We start from the raw sequence: 23,103 nt of genomic DNA on the forward strand, positions 1-23,103 counted from the left end.
TTCTCCTTCACCACCTGAGCAGCTGGCACCGCCGGGGGTTCTGAGCGGTGCTGTGGCGAGCACGCCGCGACGCCGTGTATTGGCATACATCAGGAGTGGCGCGCGGAGTCCACAGCGCCGCTCAGGTTCCCCCACCCGCACCGCTGAGCAACTCAGCCACGGAAGACAAAAAGAAAGAGCCCCGCGCTCAACCGGCCTGGGGGTCGCTGGGAGCGCGGGGCACTTTGGAGGTCCACCCCTGGGGGTCAGGTGGACTGGCGGTCACCGTACCAATCCGACCGTTGGGTCGGTACTCACAGGGTTGAATCTCGTAACCAAAACGAGACTAAGCGGCCAACCCGCTGTCACCGCTGACGGCGCGCACGACTCCGGCGACGTGTTCGGCGGAGAGCTCTTCGAGCCGCAGGCTGGGTCCGCCCAGGGCTGCGGCCACCTGGTTCGCCAGTCCGAGCTTGACGGGACCGTTCTCGCAGTCGACCACCACGGAGGCGGTTCCGGTGCCCGCGAGCACGCGTGCGGCGCGCAGGGCGTCGTCGACGGCCTGCTTGCTGCCGGTGGCTCCTCGGACGCCGACGGTGGCCTTGCCGTCGGTGAGCAGCACGACGAGCGGCCGGCGCTGCGGGTCGCGGGTGCTCTCGGTCTGGATGACGTGCTGGGCGCGCAGCAGTCCGTCGGCGAGCGGGGTGCGTCCGCCGGTGCGCATCCGGCGGAGCCGGGCGGCGGCGATGTCGACCGACGAGGTGGGCGGCAGGGCGACTTCGGCCTGGTCGCCGCGGAAGGTGATCACGCCGACCTTGTCCCGCCGCTGGTAGGCGTCGCGCAGCAGGGACAGGACGGCGCCGCTGACGGCGGTCATCCGGTCGCGGGCGGCCATCGAGCCGGAGGCGTCGACGGCGAAGAGCACGAGGTTGCCCTCACGGCCTTCGCGCAGGGATCGGCGGACGTCGTCGGGGCGCAGGACGAGGCCGGGTCCGCTGCGTCCGCGCGCGGCTTGGTGGGGCGCGGCCGCGGCGAGGGTGGCGGTGACGTGCAGTCCGTGCCCGTCGACGGTCGTGGCGCGGGTGGTGCGCCCGCTGCGGGAGCGGGCGCGAGACCGGCGGCCGGGTGCGCCTTCGCCGAGTCCGGGCACTTCCAGCAACCGGGCGCGGAACGACTGCCCGGCGCCGACGGGGGCGCGTTCGGAGTCGCCGCCACCGGGCTGCTGGTCCTGCTCCTCGCCGCCACCGCCTCCGGTGGGGCCGGTGGGCTCGTCCTGGGGTTCGCCGCCTCCGCCGGGACCGCCGTCGGGTCCTCCGTCGGGGTCGTCGTCGGGGTCTTCCGGCGGCTGGTCCTCGGCCTGCTCGGCCGCGTCGGAGAGGGCCTGCTGCAGCTGGTCCTCGGCCATGCCGGGTTCGTCGAACGGGTCGCGGCGGCGCCGGTGCGGCAGGGCGAGGCGGGCGGCGGCTTCGACGTCCTCCTCGGTGACGGCGTCGGCGCCGCGCCAGGCGGCGTGGGCGATGGCGGTGCGCGCCAGCACCAGGTCGGCGCGCATGCCGTCGACGTCGAAGGCCGCGCACAGCGCGGAGATCCGGCGGAGTTCGGAGTCGGGCAGCACGACGTCCTCGACGCGGGCGCGGGCGGCGCGGATGTGCTCGGCGAGTTCGGCGTCGGCGTCGGCCCAGTGGGCGGCGAACCCGGCGGGGTCGGCTTCGAAGGCGAGCCGGCGGCGGACGACCTCGGTGCGGGTGCCGACCTCGCGGGAGGCCGCGACCTGCACGGTGAGCCCGAAGCGGTCGAGCAGCTGCGGCCGGAGCTCACCCTCTTCCGGGTTCATGGTGCCGACCAGCAGGAACGACGAGGCGTGCGAGACGGACACGCCGTCGCGCTCGACGTGGGCGCGGCCCATGGCGGCGGCGTCGAGCAGCAGGTCCACGAGGTGGTCGTGCAGCAGGTTGACCTCGTCGACGTAGAGCACGCCGCGGTGCGCTCCGGCGAGCAGGCCGGGCTGGAAGGCGCGGACGCCTTCGGTCAGGGCGCGTTCGAGGTCGAGCGAGCCGATGAGCCGGTCCTCGGTGGCACCGACGGGCAGTTCGACGAGCTGCGCGGGCCGCCGGGTGGCGGTGTCGCCGTGCGGCGCGTCGGGGCACTGCGGGTCGGGCGCGGTGGGGTCGCAGCCGAAGCGGCAGCCGTCGACGACGTCCAGCGCCGGCAGCAGCGAGGCGAGGGCGCGCACGACGGTCGACTTGGCCGTGCCCTTCTCGCCGCGCACCAGAACACCGCCGATGCGCGGGTGCACCGCGTTGAGCAGCAGCGCGAGCCGCAGGTCGTCGTGGCCGACCACGGCGGAGAAGGGGAAGCGAGGGGCAGCGGACATGCCGGTGTGGTTCCTTCCTCGGGGTGCGGACGCCCCGCTGTCGGGAACAAGGGGCCGCAGTGTCCTGACTCCCGGATCGTCACGTCCCTCCGGCCTTCCCAGGTCACCCCGGTGGCTCGCGCGGGAGGTCCGCTCCCCGGTCACAGTGGCGCCGACCGTGCCGGACTCGCACCGGCTTCCTGCCAACACCCCTTGCAAACGGATTCACCGACATCGTCCCAGACGTCGATCAAGCGCCCAACCTTCCGGCGCCCCAACTCACAGTTCGGAGTTGGGGGTGGTTGCTTTGCTTGGCGGTGCCAGCAGCAGAACCTGAGCGGCTCCGTGCACTCCGTGCGCCACTCCTGATGTATAGCCAATACACGGCGTCGCGGCGTACTCGCCACGAAGCCGCTGGAGAACCCGCGGCGGTGCCAGCTGAGTCCCACGCCTAAAACGGACACCGCATCCCTGAAGGCACCTCAGCGTCCGGCGGTCACGCCCGCGCGGCGGGGTTCGCGGCGCATGTCGACGTGCGGAATGCCGTCTTCGAGGTATTCGTCCCCGGTCTCGACGAAGCCGAAGGAGGCGTAGAAGTCCTTGGCGTAGGTCTGGGCGGACAGCACGGCGGGCGAGTTCTGCACCTCGGCGACGGCGGCGCGCATCAGCTTGCGGCCGATGCCCAGGCCGCGGGCGCTCTGGGAGGTGCAGACGCGGCCGATGCGGTAGGTGCCGTCGGGGTCTTCCAGCAGCCGCAGGTATCCGAGCACGTAGTCGTCGGCGGAGTCGACCCAGAAGTGGCGGGTGGAGTCCTCCAGGTCGCGCCCGTCGAGCTCGGGGTAGGGGCACTCCTGCTCGACGACGAAGACGTCGACCCGCAGCCGCAGCATCCGGTAGAAGTCGGAGGCGTCGAGGTCTGCGGTGTAGGCGCGTTGCACGGCGGTCGCGAGCGGCTGAAGGGTCACCCTTACCTGGATATCACAGGACTTCCCGGTTTCCCGCACTCGCCAGCGGCGGGAGTTGTGCAGACCACTCGCCCGCCGCTCACAACGGGTAGTTCGACAGCCTGGTGTAGACGCCGGGCGTGCCGGGACGACCGCAACCGGTGCCGTAGGACACCACGCCGATGAGCCGCCCGCCCGCGACGATCGGCCCGCCGGAGTCGCCGGCGCAGGCGTCGCGCCCGCCTTCGGGGTATCCGGCGCAGAACATGCTGCGCGGGTCGTAGTTCGGGTAGGCCGAGCGGCAGGCCTCGTCGGCGGCGACGGGCACCTCGACGGAGCGCAGGCTGTCCGAGTTGGGGCCGTTCTCGCTGGTCCGGCCCCATCCGTAGACGCGGGCCATGGCACCCGGTTCGTACGGCGCGGTCTCACCGGGCGCGACCACGGGGAGCGGGCGCTGCGGCAGCGGTGCGCTGAGCTTGAGCACGGCGAGGTCGTCGCCGGTGGTGAAGTCCTCGTAGCCCGGGTGCACCCACACGTCGTCGACCTCGGCTTCGCTGCCCTGCGAGCTGCGCAGGTCGGTCCGCCCGGCGATCACGCGGACGTCCTCGGGCGAGCGCTCGGCCCCGGTGAGCGGATCGTGCGCGCAGTGCGCTGCGGTGACGACCTCACCCGCGCGGATCAGGGTGCCGCCGCAGAACTGGTTGCCGTACCGGTCGGTCAGCGCGACCACCCAGGGCGCGTCGTCGGTGGTGCTGCCCGAGCCGCCGAGGATCCGGGACTGCGGCTGGTCGTCTCCGGTGATCGCCGGGTCCGCGTGGGCGGCGGGGCTCGCGCCCGCCAGGGCGGTGACCGCTCCGGCGATGGCGAGCGCGCGCAGCGCACGGGTCTTGTCGGCGGATCCCTGTTCGTCGCGGCCCAAAGTCGGTGCCTCCAGCTGTCGCGGTCATCGGCGGAGCGGACACACCGTAATCGCACGCACACCGAAACATCACGAGTCGCAACTCACAGTTTCGCCGGAAAATATTTCGTTAAACTCGACTCCGGAAGCAAATCCTTTCGCGAATGTCGCCGTTGGCAGTCGCACCTCCATCCCAGGGCATCGCGGAACCGGGGTACCTCCACCACCGGCACCCGCCGATCTCACCTGACCGGATGACGAGAAGAACCTGATCAAGCGATGTGGCAGTGCGTGCTGCCCGAAGTGGAGAGGAAATCGCCGTGCTCCTGGACACGACGCCGTTGCCCGCCTTCCTGCTGGCGAGCGCGGTCGTGATCATCACACCGGGAGTGGACGTCTTCCTGCTGCTGCGCACGTCGCTGAACCACGGCCGCAAGGCGGGACTGCTGGCGCTGGCCGGAATCCACACCGCCAGCGCGCTGCAGGTCGCGCTGGTCATCTCCGGGCTGGGCGCGCTGATCACCCAGGCGCCGGGCGTGCTCGTGGCGCTGAAGTGGGTGGGCGCGGCCTACCTGCTCTACCTCGCGGCCACCATCGTGCGCGGGTACTGGCTGACCAGGCGCGAGTCCGGCTCGCTGGACGTTCCGCCGCCGGATGACACCAACCCCTACCTGCGCGGCCTGCTCAGCAACCTGACCAACCCGAAGATGCTGCTGTTCAGCCTCGCGTTCCTGCCGCAGTTCGTCGGTGCGTCCACGCAGCCGGCGCTCCAGCTGGTCGCGCTGGGCGTGTTGTTCCTGGTGCTGGCGGCGATCTGGGAGGTCACCATCGTGCTAGCCGCCGCCGGGATCGCCGACCGGCTAAAGAACCCCCGAGTCTCGAAGTCGCTGGACGCGTTGAGCGCGACGGCTTTCGTGACCATCTCGATCGGTCTCGTCGCGAGCTGACAGCAGGGTCAGCAGCGCCAACCCGGCCAGCACGAGCAGCACCACCGGCACCGCGACCACATCCGAGAGCAGGCTGATCACGAACGGCGTGCAGAACCCCAGGTAGGCCAGCACCCACATGATCGCGGTCAACCCTGCCAGCTCGGACGGTCCGGCGATGCGGCCCACCATGGTCAGGCAGTAGGTCGAGACGAAGCCGTAGCCGGTGCCCAGCGTCAGCGCGGCGAGCAGGCCCAGCCACGGCTGCGCCTGCCACGCCGCGACGGCGGCCAGCACGAGCCCGGCGGCGATGGCCAGCAACCCGAACACGGCCGTCGCCCGCACCCCGCGCCGGGCGATCCGGCGAGCCCAGGGCTGCACGACCGCGCCGAAACCGGGCGCGCACAGCGTCGACACCCCCGCGTAGAGCACCTCGTAGCCGGGCGCGTGGACGGTGACCTGGGCGGGGAGCACGGCGAAGCCGACCGTGGGGCACAGGAAGATCCACGGCGCGACCGGCGCCACCCGGCGCAGGAACCGCGGATCGCGCACTCCCCTGCCGCGCGGTGCTCCGGCCGCCGGCTCGACGCGCGTCTCCGGGCAGCGCAACGCCAGCGGCAGCGTCACCGCGCACAGGACCAAGTGCGGAACGTAGGCGCTGACCAGCGGGAACGGCCCCCAGGTCGCGACCAGCGCGGACACCAAGCCGCTGACGCTGAAACCGGCCGCCAGCAGCACACCCGCCCTGCGCGCACCGGCGCCGTCCTCGGTCGCGGTCCCGAACGGCGGGTGCGACAGGTCGCGCACCCAGGCGCTCCCCGCGGCGAGCACGGCACCGGTGCTCACCCCGACGACCAGCCGCCCGACGATCAGCCACGGCACCACGTGCGCCCCGAGCATCAGCGCCACCGTGGCCAGCGCGCTGAGCACGATCGCCCAGATCACCACCGGCTTGCGCCCGCGCCGATCGGCCAGCGGACCCCCGAACAACAAGCCGGGCACCAGCCCGACGACGTAGAGCGCCAGCAACCCGGTCGCCGCCGACGGGCTCAGCCCCAGCTCACCCCGGTAAGCCCCCAGCAGCGGCGAGAACTGGTTCGCACCCCACCCGGCCACCATCAACAGCAGAGCAGCCGGCACCCACACGTTTCGCACACCTAACGTTCTACGCGCAGCCCCCACCCCAAACACCAACCGTTCGGATTTCCCGAACAGCTTCAGCTCCGCAAGCGCTCGAAGGCCACCGCGAAGCGCTGAAGCTCCTCATCGAGGACCCGGTCGATCCGTTGCACCTAGTCCACGCTCTGCGGTGGACCGCCCGTTCGTCCGCGTTCCACGATCGGTTCACCTTCACAGGCCTCTTCCTTCTCGCGGTCCTCGAAACTCACTGTTCGTCCATTCCTTCCGCTCTCGCTATCGCCGAAATGGGGCGCTGATCAGAGCAGTTCTAAGCTCCACAAGTGATCACCACATCACCCGGCAGCCTTAAGGCATTCGCCGACGAATCGTTCCGCGAGGCAGGACTCGGAGGCTTCTACGTCTTGGCTGCGGCGATCTTCGAGCCTGATTCCGAAGATGCGGCCCGCGATGCCATGCGGGATTTGCAGGGCAAGCGCGCACCGCTGAAGCTGCACTGGAACGAGATGAATCAACAGCTGCGTCGTAACGCAGTAAAAGCCATCGCTGATCTCGACGGGTTCTACGTGGTGGCGATCGGCTCACCCGTACCGACGCGGCGGCAGGAACGGGCACGTGCCGCGTGTCTGGTCCAGCTCACGTTCGAACTTCACGGCCTGGGTGTGACTGATCTGTGCATGGAATCGCGTACCCCTGAACTGAACCAACGCGATGTCAACACCGTCCGCGGCGCCCGATTCTGCCTGCCAAAAGGGACGATATTCCGCATCGATCATCTTCCGGGGAAGCAGGAAGCGCTGCTGTGGACCGCTGACATCGCCGCCGGAGCCGTTCGTGCTCAGCATGAGGGGCGTGCGGATTACCAGCCGCTACTGGGCGACATCCTCCATGAAGTAGATGTCACGACCGACTGCTGACTCACCTCACCCTGACATGCGTAAGGCCAGGGTCCCGGTCTACCCCGGGTGCACCTGGCCCTGCGACTCGCCCGACACCCACGATGCCGGACTCCTGCGAAAAGCTTAACGCGCTTTGCCGCGCTCTTCCATGACACGATCGACTTACCACGCGTTGGCGAGCATGTGTCGTTATGCGCGCCTCTTTCGCTGGTTTCGGAGTTGCTCGGGTTCTACCTTGCCCGCATGGAGTTGCGGCGGTTGGAGACGTTGCTGGTGGTGGCCGAGGAGGGGCACTTCGGCCGGGCCGCCGAGCGGTTGTTCCTGGCCAAGGCGACCGTGACCGAGCACGTCAAGCAGCTGGAGCAGGACTTCGGGACGCCGCTGCTGGACCGCAACCCGGTGCGTCTGACCCCCGCGGGACATCGGCTCGCGCGGCACGCCCGCGCGCTGCTCGCCGCCGCCGACCTCGCCCGCGCGGACGTCGCCGAAGCCGCATCGGCCGAACCCGGGACGCTGCGGGTCGGGGTCATGGGGCACGGCTCGGCGGAGCTGACGCCCGCGATCGCGCACGCGTTCCGGATGGCCCACCCCGAGATCGACCTCCGGCTGGTGCCGCTGGACTTCACCGAGCACGTGTCCGCGCTGCTGGAGCACCGCGTGGACGTGGCCTTCGTGCGCCCGGCACCGGTGGACGAGCGCGTCGAGGTCGACGTGCTGACGACCGAGCGGCGCATCGTGGTGGTCTCGGCCCGCTGGGAGCTGGCCGACGCACCCGAGGTGCGGCTGGCCGATGTGCTCGACCTGCCGTTCATCCGGCTTCCCGAGCGCACGCCGCGCCCGTTCACCGACTACCTGTACTTCACCGCGGCGCGGGGCGGTGAGGCCCCGCGCCGCGGCCAGGACGACGCGGTCAACCCGCACGAGGTGCTCGCCACGGCGGCCGCCGGACGGGGTGCGGGTTCGGCGCTGGAGTCCTTCGAGCGCTTCTACCCGTGGCCCGGAACCCGGTGCGTTCCGGTGGCGGACGCGCCGTGGGAGCACAGCGTGCTGGTCAGCCGCGCCGGTGACGAAGATCCGCAAGTGCGCGCCTTCCGGACCCTGGCCACCGGACTCGCCCGCGAACTCGGCCCCGGGCTGCGGCTGACCCCGGCGTGATCGGTGCTGCCCCGTGATCAGTGCTGCGCCGTGAGCTGGGCCCGGATGTCGGCCTCATACGCGGCGGTGCGGGTGTAGACGCCCGGGTTGCCCGGCCTCGCGCAGCCGTTGCCGGTGGAGACGATGCCGACGAGCTTGCCGTCGACCACCAGCGGCCCGCCGGAGTCGCCCTGGCAGCTGTCGATGCCGCCCTCGGGGTATCCGGCGCAGACCATCGCCTGCGGGTCGTACTGGTTGTACGCCCGCTTGCAGTCGGCGTCGGAGGTCAGCGGGACCTCGGCCTTCTGCAGGGTGTCCGAGGCCTCGCCGCCCTCCGAGGTGGCGCCCCAGCCGAGCACGGTCGCCATCCGGCCCGCCTCGTAGGAGGCGGTGTCGGCCGGTGTGGCCACCGGCAGCGGGGCCTGCGGGAGCTGCTGCTCGAGGGTCAGCACCGCCACGTCGGACCCGGTGTTGGCGTCCTGGTAGTTAGGGTGGACCCAGATGCCGGAAACCGGGACCTCGACGCCGTCGGTGGACGACTTGCTCTCCCGTCCTGCCACCACCCGCACCGATGCGGGTCGCTCGCCCTTGACGCAGTGCGCCGCCGTGATGACCTTGTTCGCCGCGCCGATGGTGCCGCCGCAGAACTGGTTGCCCTGGTCATCGGCCAGGTAGACCACCCACGGGTGGTCGGCGATCGCAGCCGCCTGTCCCCCGACGATCGGTGGCGCAGCGGTCCCCTGCTCGCCGGCGTTGGCCGAGGTGGCCAGCAGACCACCGATCAGGCTCATCGCCGCCAGCGTCCCGGCCGCCGCCCGCATCCCGAGTTTGTTCTCCGCCATGGTTCGTCTCCTCCCCCGGAGCCTCCCGGCGGCCGTCCGACCGCCGCTCCGGCTCGTCCAAAGTGTCCACGAGTAAGAGGAAACGAACCCTCTGTCAGATACACCTCGGCCAGGAGCTCAACACGAACGAGTGGAATTTCAAGCCACTTTCCACTCGGACGGCCCAACGTTCTGGTCCACTGTGGATGGACAAGGGGAGGTACGTTCCACCCGGGACCGGCGCGTCCGGTCCCGGGTGGCCGATCAATCTTCCAGCTGGCCTTCCAGCTCCAGGTAGACCGACCGCAGATCGTCGAGGACCTGCTCGTCCGGTTCGGCCCACAGGCCGCGGTCAGCGGCTTCCAGCAGCCGCTCGGTCATGCCTCGCAGCGCCCACGGGTTGGAGTTGCGCAGGAACTGCTGCACCTGCTCGTCGAAAACGTAGGACTCCGCCAGCTTCGCGTACATCCAGTCGTCGACGACCCCGGCCGTGGCGTCGAACCCGAACAGGTAGTCCACCGTGGCCGCGAGCTCGAAGGCGCCCTTGTACCCGTGCCGCTGCATCGCCGAGATCCACTTCGGGTTGATCACCCGAGCCCGGAAGACCCGCTTGGTCTCCTCGCCCAGCGTGCGGGTCTTGACCGCGTGCGGCACCGCCGAGTCACCCACGTAGGCGGCGGGGCTCTGGCCGGACAGCGAGCGCACCATGGCGACCATGCCGCCGTGGTACTGGAAGTAGTCGTCGGAGTCGGCGATGTCGTGCTCGCGGGTGTCGACGTTCTTGGCCGCCACCTGGATGCGCTTGAAGGCCGTCTCCATGTCGCCGCGCGCCTCGCGACCGTCGAGCCCCCGGCCGTAGGCGTAGCCGCCCCAGGTCGCGTAGACCTCGGCGAGGTCGGCGTCGCTGCGCCAGTTGCGGGCGTCGATCAGCGGCAGCAGCCCGGCACCGTAGGCGCCCGGCTTCGACCCGAAGATGCGGGTCGAGGCCCGGCGGTCGTCGCCGTGCTCGTCGACGTCGGCGCGGTAGTGGGCGGCGACGTAGTTGTCCTCGTCGGGCTCGTCGAGCTTGGCCACGGTCTGCACCGCGTCGTCGATCAGCGTGACGACGTGCGGGAACGCGTCGCGGAAGAACCCGGAGATGCGCACCACCACATCGATGCGCGGCCGGCCCAGCTCGGCGACCGGCACCACCTCGAAGCCGGTGACCCGCCGCGAGGCGTCGTCCCACTTCGGGCGGCAGCCCAGCAGCCAGAGGATCTCGGCGATGTCATCGCCCTGCGTCCGCATCGCCGAGGTGCCCCACACCGTCAGACCGACCGAGCGCGGGTTCTCACCGGTGTCGGCGACGTGCCGGGTGATCAGCGAATCGGCGAGCGCGGAGCCGACGTCGAAGGCGTTGCGCGACGGGATGGCCTTGGGGTCCACCGAGTAGAAGTTGCGGCCGGTGGGCAGCACCGAGATCAAACCGCGGGTCGGCGACCCGGACGGTCCGGCGGGCACGAAACCACCGTTGAGCGCGTGCAGCACGTGCTCGACCTCTTCGGTGGTGCGGGCCAGACGCGGCACCAGCTCGACGCAGGCGAACCGCAGCACCCGCACGACCTCGGCGACACCGGTGCCGATCACGTCGGTGACGACCTGCTCGGCGCGCTCGGAGTCCCAGCCGGTGTCGGCCAGCGCCTGGATCAGCTTGCGCGCCAACGATTCCACCAGGTCCACCGCGTCCGACGCCGATGCCGACGGCCCCTCGACGAGCTCGGTCAGCGCGGCCGGGACGTCCGCGCGGGCACCGGGCTCGGCCAGCAGCGCCTGCTCGTCGAGTCCGAAGTGGTCCGACAGCGCCGAGCGCAGGCCGGGCAGCGCGCCGACCTTGCCGCCGAAGACCTGCTTGGCGCGCAGGATCGCCAGCACGTCGTTGACCAGCTCCTCGTCGCGCGGCGCGCGGCCGAGGATGTGCAGGCCGTCGCGGATCTGCACGTCCTTGATCTCGCACAGGTAGCCGTCGATGTGCATCACGAAGTCGTCGAAGGACTCCGCGTCCGGCTGGCCCTCCTGGTGCAGGTCGTGGTGCAGCTCGGCCTGGGTGACCAGCTCCCAGATCTGGTTGCGCAGCGCCGGCTTCTTCTCCGGGTCCAGGTCGGTGACCAGCGCGTACTCGTCGAGCAGCTGCTCCAGCTTGGCGATGTCGCCGTAGGCGTCGGCGCGGGCCATCGGCGGGATCATGTGGTCCACCACGGTCGCGTGCCCGCGCCGCTTGGCCTGGGTGCCCTCACCCGGGTCGTTGACGATGAACGGGTACACGAACGGCATGTCGCCCAGCACCGCGTCCGGCGCGCAGTCCGCCGCCAGCCCCAGGCCCTTGCCCGGCAGCCATTCCAGGGTGCCGTGCTTGCCCAGGTGGATCACCGCGTGCGCGCCGAACTCCTCGGCCAGCCAGCGGTAGGCCGCCAGGTACTGGTGCGAGGGCGGCAGGTCCGGGTCGTGGTAGATCGCGATCGGGTTCTCGCCGAAACCGCGCGGCGGCTGGATCAGGATCACCACGTTGCCGAAGCGCAGCGCGGCGACGTAGAGGCAGCCCTCGTCGTCGACGTAGAGGCTGCCGGGCGGGGCACCCCAGTGCTCGGTCATCGACGCCCGCAGCTCTTCGGGCAACGCGTCGAACCACTCGCGGTAGCGGGTCGTCGGGACGCGGATCGCGGCGGCGGACATCTGCTCCTCGGTCAGCCACTCCACGTCGTGGCCACCTGCGGAGATCAGGCGGTGGATCAGGGTGTCGCCGTCCAGGCCGGTCACGTCCAGGCCGCCGAGGTCGTAGCCGGCGTCCTCCAGCGCGCTCAGCAGCACGACCGCCGAGGCGGGGGTGTCCAGGCCGACGGCGTTGCCGACGCGGGAGTGCTTGGTCGGGTAGGAGGACAGCACCACGCCGAGGCGCTTGGCGGAGTTGTCCACGTGGCGCAGCCGCGCCAGCGACACGGCGGTGGAGGCCACGCGGGCCGCGCGCTCGGGGTCGGCGACGTAGACCGGGATGCCCTCCGGGCCCTCCTCCTTGAAGGAGAACGGCACGCTGATCAACCGGCCGTCGAACTCCGGCACGGCGACCTGCATGGCGGCGTCCATCGGCGACAGCGCCGCGTCGCTGTCGGACCACACCGCGCGGCTGGTGGTCAGGCACAGGCCCTGCAGCACCGGGATGTCGAGCTCGGCCAGCGCACCGGCGTCCCAGGAGTCCTCGTCACCGCCCGCGCTGGCGTCGGCGGCGACCGCACCGCCCGCGGCGAGCACGGTGGCGATCAGCGCGTCGCACCCGCCCAGCAGTTCGCGCAGACCGGCGGCGTCGGACAGGCCGCGCAGCGAGCCGCAGAACACCGGCACCACGTTGGCGCCAGCGGATTCGACCTGGTCGGCGAGGGTGTCGACGAAGGCGGTGTTGCCCGCCAGCGCGTGCGCCCGGTAGAAGACGACGCCGATCGTCGGGCGCGACGGGTCGTGCTCGCGCTCGCCGTGCAGGCCGAACTCCGGCATCGACTGCGGTTCGGTGAACCCGGTGCCGGTCAGCAGCACCGTGTCGGACAGGAAGTGGGCGAGCTGGGCGAGGTTGTCCGGGCCGCCTTCGACCAGGTAGGCCAGGGCCTGGGTGGACACACCGGCGGGCACCGTGGACAGCGTCATCAGCTCGGCGTCCGGGGTGGCCTCGCCACCCAGCGCCACGGTCGGCAGACCCGACGCCAGCACCGCGTCCAGGCCCTCCTCCCAGGCGCGGCGGCCGCCCAGCAGCCGGACCACGACGACGTCAACGCCGTCGAGCAGCGCCGGAACGTCCTCGGCGGTTACGCGGGAGGGGTTGGCGACGCGGTAGTCGGCCTCGGCGGCACGAGCGGCCAGCAGGTCGGTGTCCGCAGTGGACAGCAGCAGAACTCGGGCGTCGCGGGCAGGCTCGCTCACGGTGATCCTCTCTCGGGGTGCGCGCCCCGGCGGGGGTCACGGCGGCAGGAGTTCCTGGCTCCCGGATCCTCGCGGTGCCCCGCCTCCCAGCCCTGCGCAGGCCGTGGCTGTCGGGATCCGCTCCCCGGTCACAGTGGCGCGACCGCCCCGGCCTCACACCGGGTTCCTCCACGTCACCGCCGTACTGGCGCAGCCATCCTATCGACCCCGCGATCACCCACCACCCCACCGACGATTTCGCGAGAAAGATCTCGTTCCCCGCGATCGTCAGGCAAGCACCGAAGGTGCTTTCTCCTTGCCCCACCCTCGCAACCGGCACCGCCGGGGGTTCTGAGCGGTGCTGTGGCGAGCACGCCGCGACGCCGTGTATTGGACATACATCAGGAGTGGCGCGCGGAGTCCACGAAGCCGCTCAGGTTCCCCCACCCGCACCGCCGAGCAAGATGAGTTGATTCGGGCCTCAGTACCCGGCGGCGACGTCGACCAGGCCGAGTAGCGGTTGTCCCGCGATGTGGCGGCGGACGTTCTCCTCGACCCTGCGTGCCAGGGCCGGCATCTGCAGCGACGGCGGGTTGGCCGTGTGCGGGGAGATCAGCGCGCGCGGGTGGGTGAACAGCGGGTGCCCTTCGGGCAGGGGTTCCGGGTCGGTGACGTCGAGGGCGGCACCGCCGATCCGGCCCGCGTCCAGGGCTTCGACGAGCGCTTCGGTGTCGACCAGCGAACCGCGCGCGATGTTGATCAGCCACGCGTCGGACTTCATCGCCCGCAACGCGGCGGCGTCGATGAGCTTCGAGGTCGCCGAGGTCGCCGGAGCCGCCACCACCACGAAGTCCGACTCCGCGAGCAGCTCGCGCACCCCGTCGGCGTCCTCGGACGGCCAGGTCCGCTCGGCGCCCAGCACCGGCTTGCCGGAGCGGTTCACCGCCAGCACCCGGACGCCGAAGGGGCGCAGCATCTCGATCAGCGCCTTGCCGATCCCACCGGCGCCGATGATGCCGACGGTCGATCCGGCGAGGCTGCGCATGCCCTCGGGGCGCTGCCACGTGGTGGCCCGCGCCATCGCGGCCAGCTGCCGCGCACCGGCGAGCATGAGGCCGAGGGTGTGCTCGGCGACGGTCTGCGCGAACGTGCCCGCGGCCGAGGTGAAGGTCAGGTCCTCGCGCAGCGCACCGGAGGCCACCCAGGACTCGATGCCGGCCGAGGGCAGCTGCACCCATTCCAGGTCCGGGCGGTCGTAGGAGCCGAACCGGCTCGGTTCCCCGCCGAACCAGACCAGCGCGTTCGCCTCCTCCGCCGAGCTCAGCTCAGCACCGGCCGCCACCACGGCGGCTTCCAGCTCGGGCTGGGCGACCGGACCAACGTGGACCTTCACGACACTTCCTCCCTCACGAACTGCGAACTCGTCACCGCGGAAGGTCAGCCCTCGACGAGCTGTGCCAGCGCGGGCAGCTGGGTCTCATCCTCCAGCGCCGACCCGACCGCGACCACGTCGGCTCCAGCTCGCAAGAACTCGGGAGCGTTGCGGGCGTTCATCCCGCCGGTGGCCACCACGCGCAGCGAGGGGAAGGGGCCCTTCATCGCGCGGAACCAGCTGCTGCCCAGCTCGGCGGCGGGGAAGGCCTTCACCCACGACAACCCGAGGCGCAGCGCCTGCTGGACCTCGCTGGGCGTGGCCACCCCGGGCACGTGCGGCAGGTCGAGTTCGGCGCTCAGCCGCACGATCTCGGGGTCCAGGCCGGGTGCGATGGTGAAGGCCGCGCCCAGGTCGCGGGCGGTGCGCAGCTGGTCGGGGGTGATGATCGTGCCCGCACCGACCGGGCGGCCGCGTTCGACTCCGGCGCGCACGGCCGCCGCCAGGGAGGGCTCGGCGTTCGGCGTCTCGATCGGGACCTCGACGGCGTCGATGCCCAGGTCCCAGGCTCGTTCTGCCAGCTCCGCGGTCCGCTGCGGGTCCATGCCGCGCAGGATCGCCATCACCGGCTTGGCGAACAACTCCTCCAGGAAGGGCACTTCTCACTCACTCCCGTCGAATCGCAGTGCGCCCCACTGCTCTTCGTCGAGCGCCAGCCAGCGAGCGAGCGACTCGGCGTCGGGCGGTGCGGTGTGGTCCTCGGTGCTGCGCAGGCTGTGCGCGGCCAGCAGGTGCCCGCGGCGCAGGCAGCGCTCGTCGTCCTCGCCGCGCAGCACGCCGGAGAGGAACCCGGCCGCGAAGGCGTCACCGGCGCCGACCGGCTCGACGACCTCGACGGTCGGGGCGGGTACGACGGTGCGGCGCTCGCCGAGCGCGTAGGCGGCCTCGGCGCCGTCCTTGACCACGACGGTGACCGGCGAGTCGAGCAGTTCCCGCACGTCGTCGGCGGTTTTCACGCCCCACAGGGTGGCGGCTTCGTCGAGTCCGACGAACACGACGTCGGCGAGCTGGGCGAGCTCGGCGAGCACCGGGGCGGCCTGCCGGGCCGACCACAGCGCCGGCCGGTGGTTGACGTCGAAGGAGATGGGGGCGCGGCGGGGGCGGGTCAGCAGCCGCCGGATCAGCCGGTCGCAGCCCTCCGACAGCGCAGGGGTGATGCCGCTGATGTGCAGGACGCGGGCGTCGTCGATGACCTCGTCGGCGAGGAAGTCCTGGTCCATCGTCGAGGCCGCCGAGCCCGCGCGGTAGTAGTGGACTCGGGTTCCGTCCGGCCCGGGATCCTTGAAGTAGACGCCGGTCGGCGCCTCGGAACGCATCTCGACGAGGCCGGTGTCGACGCCCGCTGCGGCGATGGAGGCGACCACGCGCCGCCCGAGCGGATCGTCGCCGAGGCGGCTGGCCCACCGCACGCGGTGGCCGAGGGAGGCCAGGTGAACGGCCACGTTGGACTCGGCGCCACCGGCGGAGAGCGTGAACGCGGGGGCTTCTTCGAGGGGGACCGGAGCGGCCGGCGCGACCAACGACATGGTCTCGCCCAGGCACAACACCTCGGTCTCGTTGCCCGCCTGCGCCACGTTGCCTCCTGCCATCACCGGGACGGGCGACAGCTTAGCCAGAGGCCGCTGCAAAATGCACACTCGTCATTGCACGCAGCGCAACATTGCCGATAGAACCGGCGAACCGCACCGGCGTGGGTTCTCCTAGGCTGTGCCCGGTGATCGACGACGATCACCCCATAGCCACCAGGAAAAGGAGGATGCTCGCATGAGTCTGGAGCGCCCGATCGATCCTGATCCGTACTCGTTCCTGCCTTCGGTCCCCGCGTTCACCGTCACCTCCACCGATGTGGCCGACGGCCGGGCGATGCCGAAGGCGCATGCCTACGACGGCATGGGCGCGGACGGGCAGAACCTGTCTCCGCAGCTGAGCTGGTCGGGTTTCCCGGAGACCGCCAAGAGCTTCGTGGTCACCTGCTTCGACCCGGACGCACCGATCCCCGGCGGGTTCTGGCACTGGATCCTCGTCGACGTTCCCGCCGACGTCACCGAGCTGGCCGCCGACGCGGGCAACCGCAGCGGCCAGAACATCCCGGCGGGTTCGTTCCACGTCGCCAACGACATGGGCGAGCGCGCCTTCGGCGGTGCCGCCCCGCCGCCCGGCGACCGGCCGCACCGCTACTACTTCGTGGTGCACGCGGTGGACACCGAGAAGCTCGGCGTGGACGAGGACGCCTCGCCGGCGGTGGTCAGCTTCAACCTGGCCTTCCACACCGTCGGGCGGGCCGTCATCACCCCCACCTACCAGCACTGATCCCGCTCTTCGTCGCGCCCGCCCGGACCGCTCCGGGCGGGCGCGACGTCGTCATCACCCGAAGGAGATGTATCTGTTCGGGGTGTTCGCGCCTCTTTCTTCATGAGGGAGGTGCGAGAGATGAGTCTGCTGCCGGGTTCCACCGCCGCGGTGATCGCGACCGGGGTCGCCGCGCTGCTGCTGCCGTCGTTCGTCGCCGGTCGCTACCGCCGGCACGGCGAGCTGCGCGCGGGCACGGCCGTGCTGCGCTTCGCGACGCTGCTCTACGCGATCGCGCTGGCTTGTTACGTCCTGCCGCCCACCGGCACCTCGTGCTTCCCCGCGCAGCTGCGCCCGCTGTCGGCGCTGACCAGCGCCGCGGGGGTCGAGCAGTTCGCCTGCAACGTCGCTCTGTTCGTCCCGCTGGGCGCGCTGCTGCGCCGGGCCCCGCCGGTGGCGGTGCTGGCGGGTGCGGGCCTGTCGGCGTTCGTCGAGGTCACCCAGCTGACCGGGCTGTGGTTCCGGTTCCCGTGCCCCTACCGGGTGTTCGACGTCGATGACGTCATCGCCAACACCACCGGTGCCGCGCTCGGGAGCCTGCTGGTCCCGCTGCTGAACCGGATTCCGACGGGCAGCGGCCGCCGGGCCGCCGAGCCACGTCGGTTGACCGTCGGCCGTCGGCTGCTGGGGATGTGCTGCGACGGCCTGCTGCTGTGGTGGCTGGGCGTCGCCTGCGTCCACGTGACCGGCTTCGCCCTGCGCTGGGCGGGCCTCCCGCCCTCGACGGCGTTGCAGGTGAGCGCGGCGTGGCTCATCCCGGCGCTGCTACTGCTGGTGGCCGCCCTGCGCTGGAAGGGCACGCCCGGCCAGCGGCTGGTCCTGCTGCGGGCGCGCTCCCCAGGCGGGCGAGCCGCCGTGCTGCGCTGGACGCTGGGCACCGGGGGCCTCGCGCTGCTGCAAGGCGCCTGCGAACTCGCGAGGGGCGCGCCGAGCGCGGTGCTCGGCCTGCTGTGGTGCGCCGCGCACGCGATCGGTGTGATCTGGGACCGAGATCGGCGTGGAATCACCGGGCGGCTCGCCGGGTTGGAACTGACCGACGTCCGCGGACCGGCGACGGCCCGCACCAAGTGAGGCAGGATGGAACCGTGCGGCATTTCGATCTAGTCATCATCGGCTCCGGCTCCGGCAACTCGATCATCGACGACCGGTTCGCCGACTGGAACGTGGCCATCGTCGAGAAGGGCATCGGCCCCAACGACGCCTACGGCGGCACCTGCCTCAACGTCGGTTGCATCCCCACGAAGATGTTCGTGCACACCGCCGACGTCGCGGGCGCCCCCGAGGCCGGTGCCGGGCTCGGTGTCGACCTCGAGCGCCACGGCGTGCGCTGGCCTGAGATCCGGGACCGCATCTTCGGCCGCATCGACCCGATCTCCGAAGGTGGCCGCCGCTACCGGGCCGAGGGCTCGCCCAACGTCACCCTGCTGACGGGCGAGGCCGCGTTCACCGACGTCAAGCAGCTGACCGTCCAGACCGCGGACGGCGCCGAGACGATCACCGCCGACCGCTTCGTGGTCGCCGCCGGTGGCCGCCCGGTGATCCCCGAGATCCCCGGCCTGGACCAGGTCGAGGTGCACACCAGCGACACCGTGATGCGCCTGGACGAACTCCCCCGCCGGGTGATCATCATGGGCACCGGTTTCATCGGCGCCGAGTTCGCCCACGTGTTCAGCTCGCTGGGCGTCGAGGTCACCATGATCGGCCGCTCGGGCAAGGTGCTGCGCGCCGAGGACACCGACGTGGCCGCCCGGTTCACCGAGATCGCCGCCCGGCGCTGGGACCTGCGGCTCAACCGCAAGGTCGTCTCCGCCGAGAAGACCGGTGACGCGATCCGGCTGAACCTGGAGGGCCCGGACGGCGCCGAGTCGGTCGAAGCCGAGAAGCTGCTGGTCGCGGTGGGGCGCACCCCCAACGCCGACCTGATCGACGCGGCGACCGGCGGACTGGAGCTCACCGACGAGGGCAAGATCGCGGTCGACGACACCCAGCGCGCCTCGGTCGAGGGCGTGTGGGCGCTCGGCGACATCAGCTCCGATCACGAGCTCAAGCACGTCGCCAACCACGAGACCCGCGTCGTGCAGCACAACCTCCTGCACCCCGAAGCCCCGATCTCCTCCGACCACCGCTTCGTGCCGCACGCGGTGTTCTCCGGTCCGCAGATCGCCGCGGTCGGCCTCACCGAGCAGCAGGCCCAGCAGCGGGGCGTCGAGTACGTCACCTCCACCCAGGACTACGCGGGCATCGCCTACGGCTGGGCGATGGAGGACACCACCGGTTTCGCCAAGCTGCTGGCCGACCCGAACACGGGGCAGCTGATCGGCGCGCACATCATCGGCCCGCAGGCGCCGACGCTGCTGCAACCGATCATCCAGGCCATGCACTTCGGCCTGGACGCGCGCAGCATGGCTCGCGGCCAGTACTGGATCCACCCGGCGATGCCGGAGCTGCTGGAGAACGCTCTGCTCAACCTGCCGCTCAACTGATTCGGCGCACGTCCAACGGCGTTTCGACCGCGGTCCCGTCCGGGCCGCGGTCGACGCGGTAGGCCCCGGCGCGGCGCCTCTCGGAGAGCGCCTCGACGAGTTCGGTGCCCCGGTAGAGCAGCCCTGCGCCGTCGTCGGTGGCGTAGCCCGGAGACAGCGTCCCGTCCGCGATCAGGCGCTGGAAGAGCGGACGCCGTCGGGGTTCGCTGTCGTAGTGCACGCCGTTGGAGTGCGGCAGCAGGCCGAGGCCGTTGGTGACGGGCCTCAGCTCGGGCCCGAACGAGTCGGTGGTGCCACCCGAGTGCCAGCAGATCGACCCGGCCGACACACCGGTGAGCACGACCCCCGCCTGCCACGCCTCGCGGAAGATCTCGTCGAGGCCGTGCAGTCGCCACATCGCCAGCAACCCGGCGACGCTGCCGCCCCACACCCACACGACGTCCCTGGTCAGCAGGTGCTCGCGCACGTCGTCGAGGTTCGGCATGGGGAACAGCGCCAAGTGGCTGGGCTGCCAGCCCTCGGCGACGGCGTTGGCGTAGAAGGTGCCGATCAGCCCGGAGTCGTCGCCGACCGCGGTGGCCAGGAGGCACACGCGCGGCGCGCGGCCGGTGGTCCCGGCGAGGTCGACGGCGTGCCGGGTCAGCGCTCCGATCCCCCACGGCAGGCGATCGGATGAGCTGATCCCGCCACTGGTGGCGAGGATCGTCGGAGCGTCAGCGGGCATGTCCGGAGGCTATCCAGCACACGCCCGAGAGACCCGCAGTTGCGCTCACGCGCCGGCGGACGTCCCCGGATCGGCCCAGTAGTCGGTGCCCATGTCGAAGGTGCCGTCGGCAGCGGGCGCGGCCCAGGACGCCGCGACCACTCCGGCGGCGAAGCCTCCGCGACGCTGCGCGGGGACCGGGGTCGGTTCGAGCGACACCGCCGGGGCGCCGAAGCGGGTGATCACGATGTGCTCGCCGGCTTCAGCGCGGTCGAGCAGCTCGGTCAGCCGTTCGCGGGCTTCGTCCACGGAAAACTCAACAGCCATGGACACAAGTTACCTGCATCACGCCGTTCGTGAGACCAAATCGGGTAGTCGATTGGGCAGATCTACCCACATCCCACCCCGAAGGAAGTCCCTTTCGTCCCGATGTGCCGGAAACGCGTGGTCAGCTCAGCCCGGCGGCCAAGCGCGGCAGACCCGTCGGCGCGCCGCCGTCGAGGAGCCGGCGCAGCACGTCGGTGTCGAGGTGCTCGGTCACGAGGTCGCCGAGCAGGTCCAGCTGCGCGTCGCGGATGTCGGCGAACACGGTGTCCTCGGCCGCGCGGAAACCGTCCCGCCCGGCCAGACCGGCGGCCCAGCCGAGGAATTCGCGCCGGAAGTCGTCGTTCTCGAACAGCCCGTGCCAGTGCGTGCCCAGCACCGACCCCGCAACGCCGCCTTCCGCTTCACCGTCGGGAAGCGTGATCAGCGGCGGGAGATCACCTCGGCGGACCTCGACGCCGTGGTGGATCTCGTAGCCCGCGACGGCTTCACCGAACGCCTCACCACGCGGCCTGGCCAGTGTCTTCTCCCGAGCGAAGTCGATCTCCAGGTCGAGCAGCCCGAGCCCGTCGACCACCCCGGATCCGGACTCGACCTCGTCGTGGATGCGCCTGGTCAGCATCTGGAACCCACCGCAGATCCCGGCCACCGGAAGCCCCGCTCGCGCGTGATCGCGGATCGCCTCGGCCAGGCCGCTCTCGCGCAGCCACGCCAGGTCGGCCACCGTGGACTTCGAGCCGGGCAGCACCACCAGGTCGGCGTCGGAGAGCCGCGAGGGCTCGGTCACGAACCGCACGGCCACGCCGGGTTCGGCGGCTAGCGCCTCGACGTCGGTGGCGTTGGAGATCCGGGGCAGCCGGGGCACGGCCACCCGCAACCACTGCCCACCTCGCGGCGGCGCGGGCCGGCCGACGACGCCGTCGGCGACGTAGGACAGCGAGTCCTCGGCGTCGAGCCACAGGTCCTCGGCCCACGGGAGCACTCCGTGCACGGGCCTGCCGGTCAACTCCCGCAGCTGGTCGAGACCCGGTCGCAGCAGCTCGGGATCACCCCGGAACTTGTTGATCACGAACCCGGCGACCAGCGCCTGATCGGCGGCGTCCAGCAGCGACAGGGTGCCGAAGAGCTGCGCGAACACCCCTCCACGGTCGATGTCGCCGACCACGACGACCGGCAGCTTCGCGGCCTGCGCGAGCCCCATGTTGGCGATGTCACTGGCCCGCAGGTTGATCTCCGCAGGCGATCCGGCGCCCTCGCACACGACGTAGTCGTGGTCGCGCCGCAACTCGTCCAAAGTGGACGCGACGGTGTCGAGCAGCGCCGCCTTGCGCTCGCGGTAGGACAACGCGGTCACCTCGCCGTCGACGCGTCCGAGCACCACGACCTGCGACTGCCGGTCGCTGCCGGGCTTGAGCAGCACGGGGTTGAACCGCACCGACGGCTCGACACCGCACGCCGCCGCCTGCACCGCCTGCGCCCGCCCGATCTCACCGCCGTCCGGCGTGACCACCGAGTTGTTCGACATGTTCTGCGCCTTGAACGGCGCCACCCGCGCCCCCGACCGCGCCAACCACCGGCAGATTCCAGCGGTCACCACGCTCTTCCCGGCATCCGACGTCGTCCCAGCGATCAGCAGCGCATTCACACCCCGTTCCTACCCCATGCCCCAGCTGTGGGAACCGACACCCGAAACCCGGACATGGAACGAACCCCCTCAACTACGCTCCCGACTGGCCCGACCACCGCGACCAACGGACTCCGATGACGACACCTGACGACTGGCTGAGCGACTACAACGCCAAGCTGCAGAAGATCAAAGCCGACACCGACCGCGCGCAGGAAGAACTCACGCAGGTCGGCGCATCCGCGAGCTCCCCGGACGGGCAGATCACGGTGCGGGTCAACAGCAGCGGCGTCCTGGAGGACATCCGCTTCGGCAACGGCTTCCAGCATCCGAAACCAGATCAGGTCGCCGCCGCGATCATGACCTGCGTCCGCGAAGCCCAGCGCCAGGCCGCAGGCCAGATGGTCGAGGTCATGCAGCAGTTCGTCGGCGACGGCGCGGCCCTCGACTTCGTCAAGAGCAACCTCCCGCACGGCTACGCGGGCGATGGCACCGACGAGGACCAGCAGCAGACGCCCGGTCGCCCGTCCACCCCGCCCGACGACGATGACGACTACTCCAACGGGAGCTTCCTGCGATGAGCGACGGCTTCCGGGCGGACGTCCCGGTCATCAAGCAGCACAGCAACCAGGTCCAAGGCTTCGCAGACCGCGTCAACACAGCGCACAGCGCAGCCGAAACCACCATGGACACCAACGCCTTCGGCATCTTCGGCCAGTTCATCGCCATGCAATGCATCGCCCAGGGCGAGATGACCAAGTCCGTCATCGAATCCGGTGCCAAAGCCCTCGGCGAACTGAAGTCCGCCCTCGACGAGACAGCAGCGGAGTACCAGCGCACCGACGAGGAGTGCACCAGCATCATCGAGGGGGTCAAGGTTGAGTTCGGAAAGTGACCTGGTCGTCACAGCCGACGAGTCGGAGGCCGACGCGAAGGAAAAGAACACCTTCAACGCGGCGAGCGGTGCCGGCGGCGTCGAGAACTTCATCGGCGCAAGTTTGGCGATCCAGAACAACGATTGGGACACCCTCGGCCTGAATGCAATCGGCCTAGGAGCTGTTTAGGAACCGATCTTGGTGAGGCTGCGGAGCCAGATGTCGATGGTGGCGACGTGCACGGTGGCTTCGTAGCGGAGGGCGAGTTTGTCGTACCGGCAGGCCACGGCACGGTGGTGTT

21 protein-coding genes and 2 riboswitches are annotated in these 23,103 nt (G+C 70.9%); of the genes, 9 read left to right on the plus strand and 12 right to left on the minus strand.

What is annotated here, in order from left to right; all coding sequences use genetic code 11:
• Nucleotides 1–325: 325 nt before the first annotated feature.
• The 3 genes from E1181_RS23855 to E1181_RS23865 all read right to left on the minus strand — a co-directional run bounded on the left by E1181_RS23855 (nucleotide 326) and on the right by E1181_RS23865 (nucleotide 4,195).
• Nucleotides 326–2,353 carry a putative cobaltochelatase gene (locus E1181_RS23855; RefSeq protein WP_132678018.1) on the minus strand — a complete coding sequence of 676 codons (2,028 nt, stop codon included), beginning with the start codon at nucleotides 2,351–2,353 and terminating at the stop codon, nucleotides 326–328.
• A gap of 35 nt (nucleotides 2,354–2,388) precedes the next feature.
• Nucleotides 2,389–2,561, minus strand: a riboswitch (cobalamin riboswitch).
• Nucleotides 2,562–2,814: 253 nt separating this feature from the next.
• Entirely contained in the window at nucleotides 2,815–3,297 is a 483-nt protein-coding gene (locus E1181_RS23860; protein ID WP_132678020.1) for a GNAT family N-acetyltransferase, read from the minus strand.
• Nucleotides 3,298–3,376: 79 nt separating this feature from the next.
• Nucleotides 3,377–4,195 (minus strand): S1 family peptidase, encoded by an 819-nt coding sequence (locus E1181_RS23865; protein WP_132678022.1) that lies wholly within the window; start codon nucleotides 4,193–4,195, stop codon nucleotides 3,377–3,379.
• A gap of 299 nt (nucleotides 4,196–4,494) precedes the next feature.
• Between E1181_RS23865 and E1181_RS23870 the strand changes: the two genes are divergently transcribed.
• Nucleotides 4,495–5,121: a LysE family translocator gene (locus E1181_RS23870; protein WP_132678023.1), complete on the plus strand. Its 627-nt coding sequence runs from the start codon at nucleotides 4,495–4,497 to the stop codon at nucleotides 5,119–5,121.
• Here E1181_RS23870 and E1181_RS23875 read toward each other — a convergent pair.
• Nucleotides 5,035–6,255 carry an MFS transporter gene (locus E1181_RS23875; RefSeq protein WP_235876996.1) on the minus strand — a complete coding sequence of 407 codons (1,221 nt, stop codon included), beginning with the start codon at nucleotides 6,253–6,255 and terminating at the stop codon, nucleotides 5,035–5,037. The two genes, E1181_RS23870 and E1181_RS23875, sit on opposite strands and share 87 nt — an antisense overlap.
• A 305-nt stretch (nucleotides 6,256–6,560) precedes the next feature.
• Here E1181_RS23875 and E1181_RS23880 point away from each other — a divergent pair, with 305 nt between their 5' ends.
• Together E1181_RS23880 and E1181_RS23885 are read left to right on the plus strand one after the other, a co-directional pair.
• Entirely contained in the window at nucleotides 6,561–7,154 is a 594-nt protein-coding gene (locus E1181_RS23880) for a hypothetical protein (protein ID WP_132678025.1), read from the plus strand.
• A 225-nt stretch (nucleotides 7,155–7,379) separates the two neighbouring features.
• Nucleotides 7,380–8,291 (plus strand): LysR family transcriptional regulator, encoded by a 912-nt coding sequence (locus E1181_RS23885; RefSeq protein WP_132678027.1) that lies wholly within the window; start codon nucleotides 7,380–7,382, stop codon nucleotides 8,289–8,291.
• A 17-nt stretch (nucleotides 8,292–8,308) separates the two neighbouring features.
• Here the strand turns inward: E1181_RS23885 and E1181_RS23890 are convergent, their stop codons facing one another.
• The 5 genes from E1181_RS23890 to E1181_RS23910 all read right to left on the minus strand — a co-directional run bounded on the left by E1181_RS23890 (nucleotide 8,309) and on the right by E1181_RS23910 (nucleotide 16,033).
• On the minus strand, nucleotides 8,309–9,112 hold the full coding sequence (locus tag E1181_RS23890; protein WP_132678029.1) for a S1 family peptidase: 804 nt from the start codon (nucleotides 9,110–9,112) through the stop codon (nucleotides 8,309–8,311).
• Between the two features lie 243 nt (nucleotides 9,113–9,355).
• The gene (cobN, locus tag E1181_RS23895) at nucleotides 9,356–13,033 is read right to left on the minus strand and encodes a cobaltochelatase subunit CobN (RefSeq protein WP_132678031.1); all 3,678 of its coding nucleotides are present in this window, start codon (nucleotides 13,031–13,033) and stop codon (nucleotides 9,356–9,358) included.
• Between the two features lie 49 nt (nucleotides 13,034–13,082).
• Nucleotides 13,083–13,201: riboswitch (cobalamin riboswitch) on the minus strand.
• A gap of 292 nt (nucleotides 13,202–13,493) precedes the next feature.
• Nucleotides 13,494–14,405, minus strand: coding sequence for a D-isomer specific 2-hydroxyacid dehydrogenase family protein (locus E1181_RS23900; protein ID WP_132678032.1), 912 nt, complete (start codon nucleotides 14,403–14,405; stop codon nucleotides 13,494–13,496).
• A gap of 44 nt (nucleotides 14,406–14,449) precedes the next feature.
• On the minus strand, nucleotides 14,450–15,043 hold the full coding sequence (locus tag E1181_RS23905) for a bifunctional 4-hydroxy-2-oxoglutarate aldolase/2-dehydro-3-deoxy-phosphogluconate aldolase (RefSeq protein WP_235876997.1): 594 nt from the start codon (nucleotides 15,041–15,043) through the stop codon (nucleotides 14,450–14,452).
• A gap of 3 nt (nucleotides 15,044–15,046) precedes the next feature.
• Nucleotides 15,047–16,033 (minus strand): sugar kinase, encoded by a 987-nt coding sequence (locus E1181_RS23910; RefSeq protein WP_132678034.1) that lies wholly within the window; start codon nucleotides 16,031–16,033, stop codon nucleotides 15,047–15,049.
• 175 nt (nucleotides 16,034–16,208) lie between these two features.
• Here E1181_RS23910 and E1181_RS23915 point away from each other — a divergent pair, with 175 nt between their 5' ends.
• From E1181_RS23915 to E1181_RS23925, 3 genes are all read left to right on the plus strand, one after another.
• Nucleotides 16,209–16,754 carry a YbhB/YbcL family Raf kinase inhibitor-like protein gene (locus E1181_RS23915; RefSeq protein ID WP_132678036.1) on the plus strand — a complete coding sequence of 182 codons (546 nt, stop codon included), beginning with the start codon at nucleotides 16,209–16,211 and terminating at the stop codon, nucleotides 16,752–16,754.
• 120 nt (nucleotides 16,755–16,874) lie between these two features.
• The gene (locus tag E1181_RS23920; RefSeq protein WP_165944727.1) at nucleotides 16,875–17,864 is read left to right on the plus strand and encodes a VanZ family protein; all 990 of its coding nucleotides are present in this window, start codon (nucleotides 16,875–16,877) and stop codon (nucleotides 17,862–17,864) included.
• Nucleotides 17,865–17,878: 14 nt separating this feature from the next.
• Nucleotides 17,879–19,276: a mycothione reductase gene (locus E1181_RS23925; RefSeq protein ID WP_132678040.1), complete on the plus strand. Its 1,398-nt coding sequence runs from the start codon at nucleotides 17,879–17,881 to the stop codon at nucleotides 19,274–19,276.
• On the opposite strand, the gene E1181_RS23930 is transcribed toward E1181_RS23925, so the two are convergent.
• From E1181_RS23930 to E1181_RS23940, 3 genes are all read right to left on the minus strand, one after another.
• Nucleotides 19,269–20,000 carry a Type 1 glutamine amidotransferase-like domain-containing protein gene (locus E1181_RS23930; RefSeq protein WP_132678041.1) on the minus strand — a complete coding sequence of 244 codons (732 nt, stop codon included), beginning with the start codon at nucleotides 19,998–20,000 and terminating at the stop codon, nucleotides 19,269–19,271. The genes E1181_RS23925 and E1181_RS23930 overlap by 8 nt on opposite strands.
• A gap of 45 nt (nucleotides 20,001–20,045) precedes the next feature.
• Nucleotides 20,046–20,306: a type II toxin-antitoxin system Phd/YefM family antitoxin gene (locus tag E1181_RS23935; RefSeq protein WP_132678043.1), complete on the minus strand. Its 261-nt coding sequence runs from the start codon at nucleotides 20,304–20,306 to the stop codon at nucleotides 20,046–20,048.
• Between the two features lie 121 nt (nucleotides 20,307–20,427).
• Nucleotides 20,428–21,948, minus strand: coding sequence for a cobyric acid synthase (locus E1181_RS23940; protein ID WP_132678045.1), 1,521 nt, complete (start codon nucleotides 21,946–21,948; stop codon nucleotides 20,428–20,430).
• Between the two features lie 116 nt (nucleotides 21,949–22,064).
• Between E1181_RS23940 and E1181_RS23945 the strand changes: the two genes are divergently transcribed.
• Genes E1181_RS23945 through E1181_RS23955 form a run of 3 tightly spaced genes read left to right on the plus strand, consistent with a single transcriptional unit; the run spans nucleotide 22,065 to nucleotide 22,991 of the window.
• Entirely contained in the window at nucleotides 22,065–22,508 is a 444-nt protein-coding gene (locus tag E1181_RS23945; protein ID WP_132678047.1) for a YbaB/EbfC family nucleoid-associated protein, read from the plus strand.
• Complete coding sequence (locus tag E1181_RS23950) at nucleotides 22,505–22,822, plus strand: type VII secretion target (RefSeq protein ID WP_132678049.1); 318 nt, start codon at nucleotides 22,505–22,507, stop codon at nucleotides 22,820–22,822. The genes E1181_RS23945 and E1181_RS23950 overlap by 4 nt, the downstream gene beginning before the upstream one ends.
• Entirely contained in the window at nucleotides 22,806–22,991 is a 186-nt protein-coding gene (locus E1181_RS23955; protein WP_132678050.1) for a hypothetical protein, read from the plus strand. The genes E1181_RS23950 and E1181_RS23955 overlap by 17 nt, the downstream gene beginning before the upstream one ends.
• Nucleotides 22,992–23,103 lie beyond the last annotated feature (112 nt).

It is taken from the genome of Saccharopolyspora terrae, assembly GCF_004348435.1.
Classification (GTDB): Bacteria; Actinomycetota; Actinomycetes; order Mycobacteriales; family Pseudonocardiaceae; genus Saccharopolyspora; species Saccharopolyspora endophytica.

Excerpts from the sequence above, each read along its gene's own strand:
- E1181_RS23935 (WP_132678043.1), bottom strand. The coding sequence starts at position 20,306 with ATGGCTGTTGAGTTTTCCGTGGACGAAGCCCGCGAACGGCTGACCGAG.
- E1181_RS23890 (WP_132678029.1), bottom strand. The coding sequence starts at position 9,112 with ATGGCGGAGAACAAACTCGGGATGCGGGCGGCGGCCGGGACGCTGGCG.
- E1181_RS23950 (WP_132678049.1), top strand. The coding sequence starts at position 22,505 with ATGAGCGACGGCTTCCGGGCGGACGTCCCGGTCATCAAGCAGCACAGC.
- E1181_RS23930 (WP_132678041.1), bottom strand. The coding sequence starts at position 20,000 with ATGCCCGCTGACGCTCCGACGATCCTCGCCACCAGTGGCGGGATCAGC.
- E1181_RS23920 (WP_165944727.1), top strand. The coding sequence starts at position 16,875 with ATGAGTCTGCTGCCGGGTTCCACCGCCGCGGTGATCGCGACCGGGGTC.
- E1181_RS23855 (WP_132678018.1), bottom strand. The coding sequence starts at position 2,353 with ATGTCCGCTGCCCCTCGCTTCCCCTTCTCCGCCGTGGTCGGCCACGAC.
- E1181_RS23885 (WP_132678027.1), top strand. The coding sequence starts at position 7,380 with ATGGAGTTGCGGCGGTTGGAGACGTTGCTGGTGGTGGCCGAGGAGGGG.
- E1181_RS23910 (WP_132678034.1), bottom strand. The coding sequence starts at position 16,033 with ATGGCAGGAGGCAACGTGGCGCAGGCGGGCAACGAGACCGAGGTGTTG.
- E1181_RS23945 (WP_132678047.1), top strand. The coding sequence starts at position 22,065 with ATGACGACACCTGACGACTGGCTGAGCGACTACAACGCCAAGCTGCAG.
- E1181_RS23915 (WP_132678036.1), top strand. The coding sequence starts at position 16,209 with ATGAGTCTGGAGCGCCCGATCGATCCTGATCCGTACTCGTTCCTGCCT.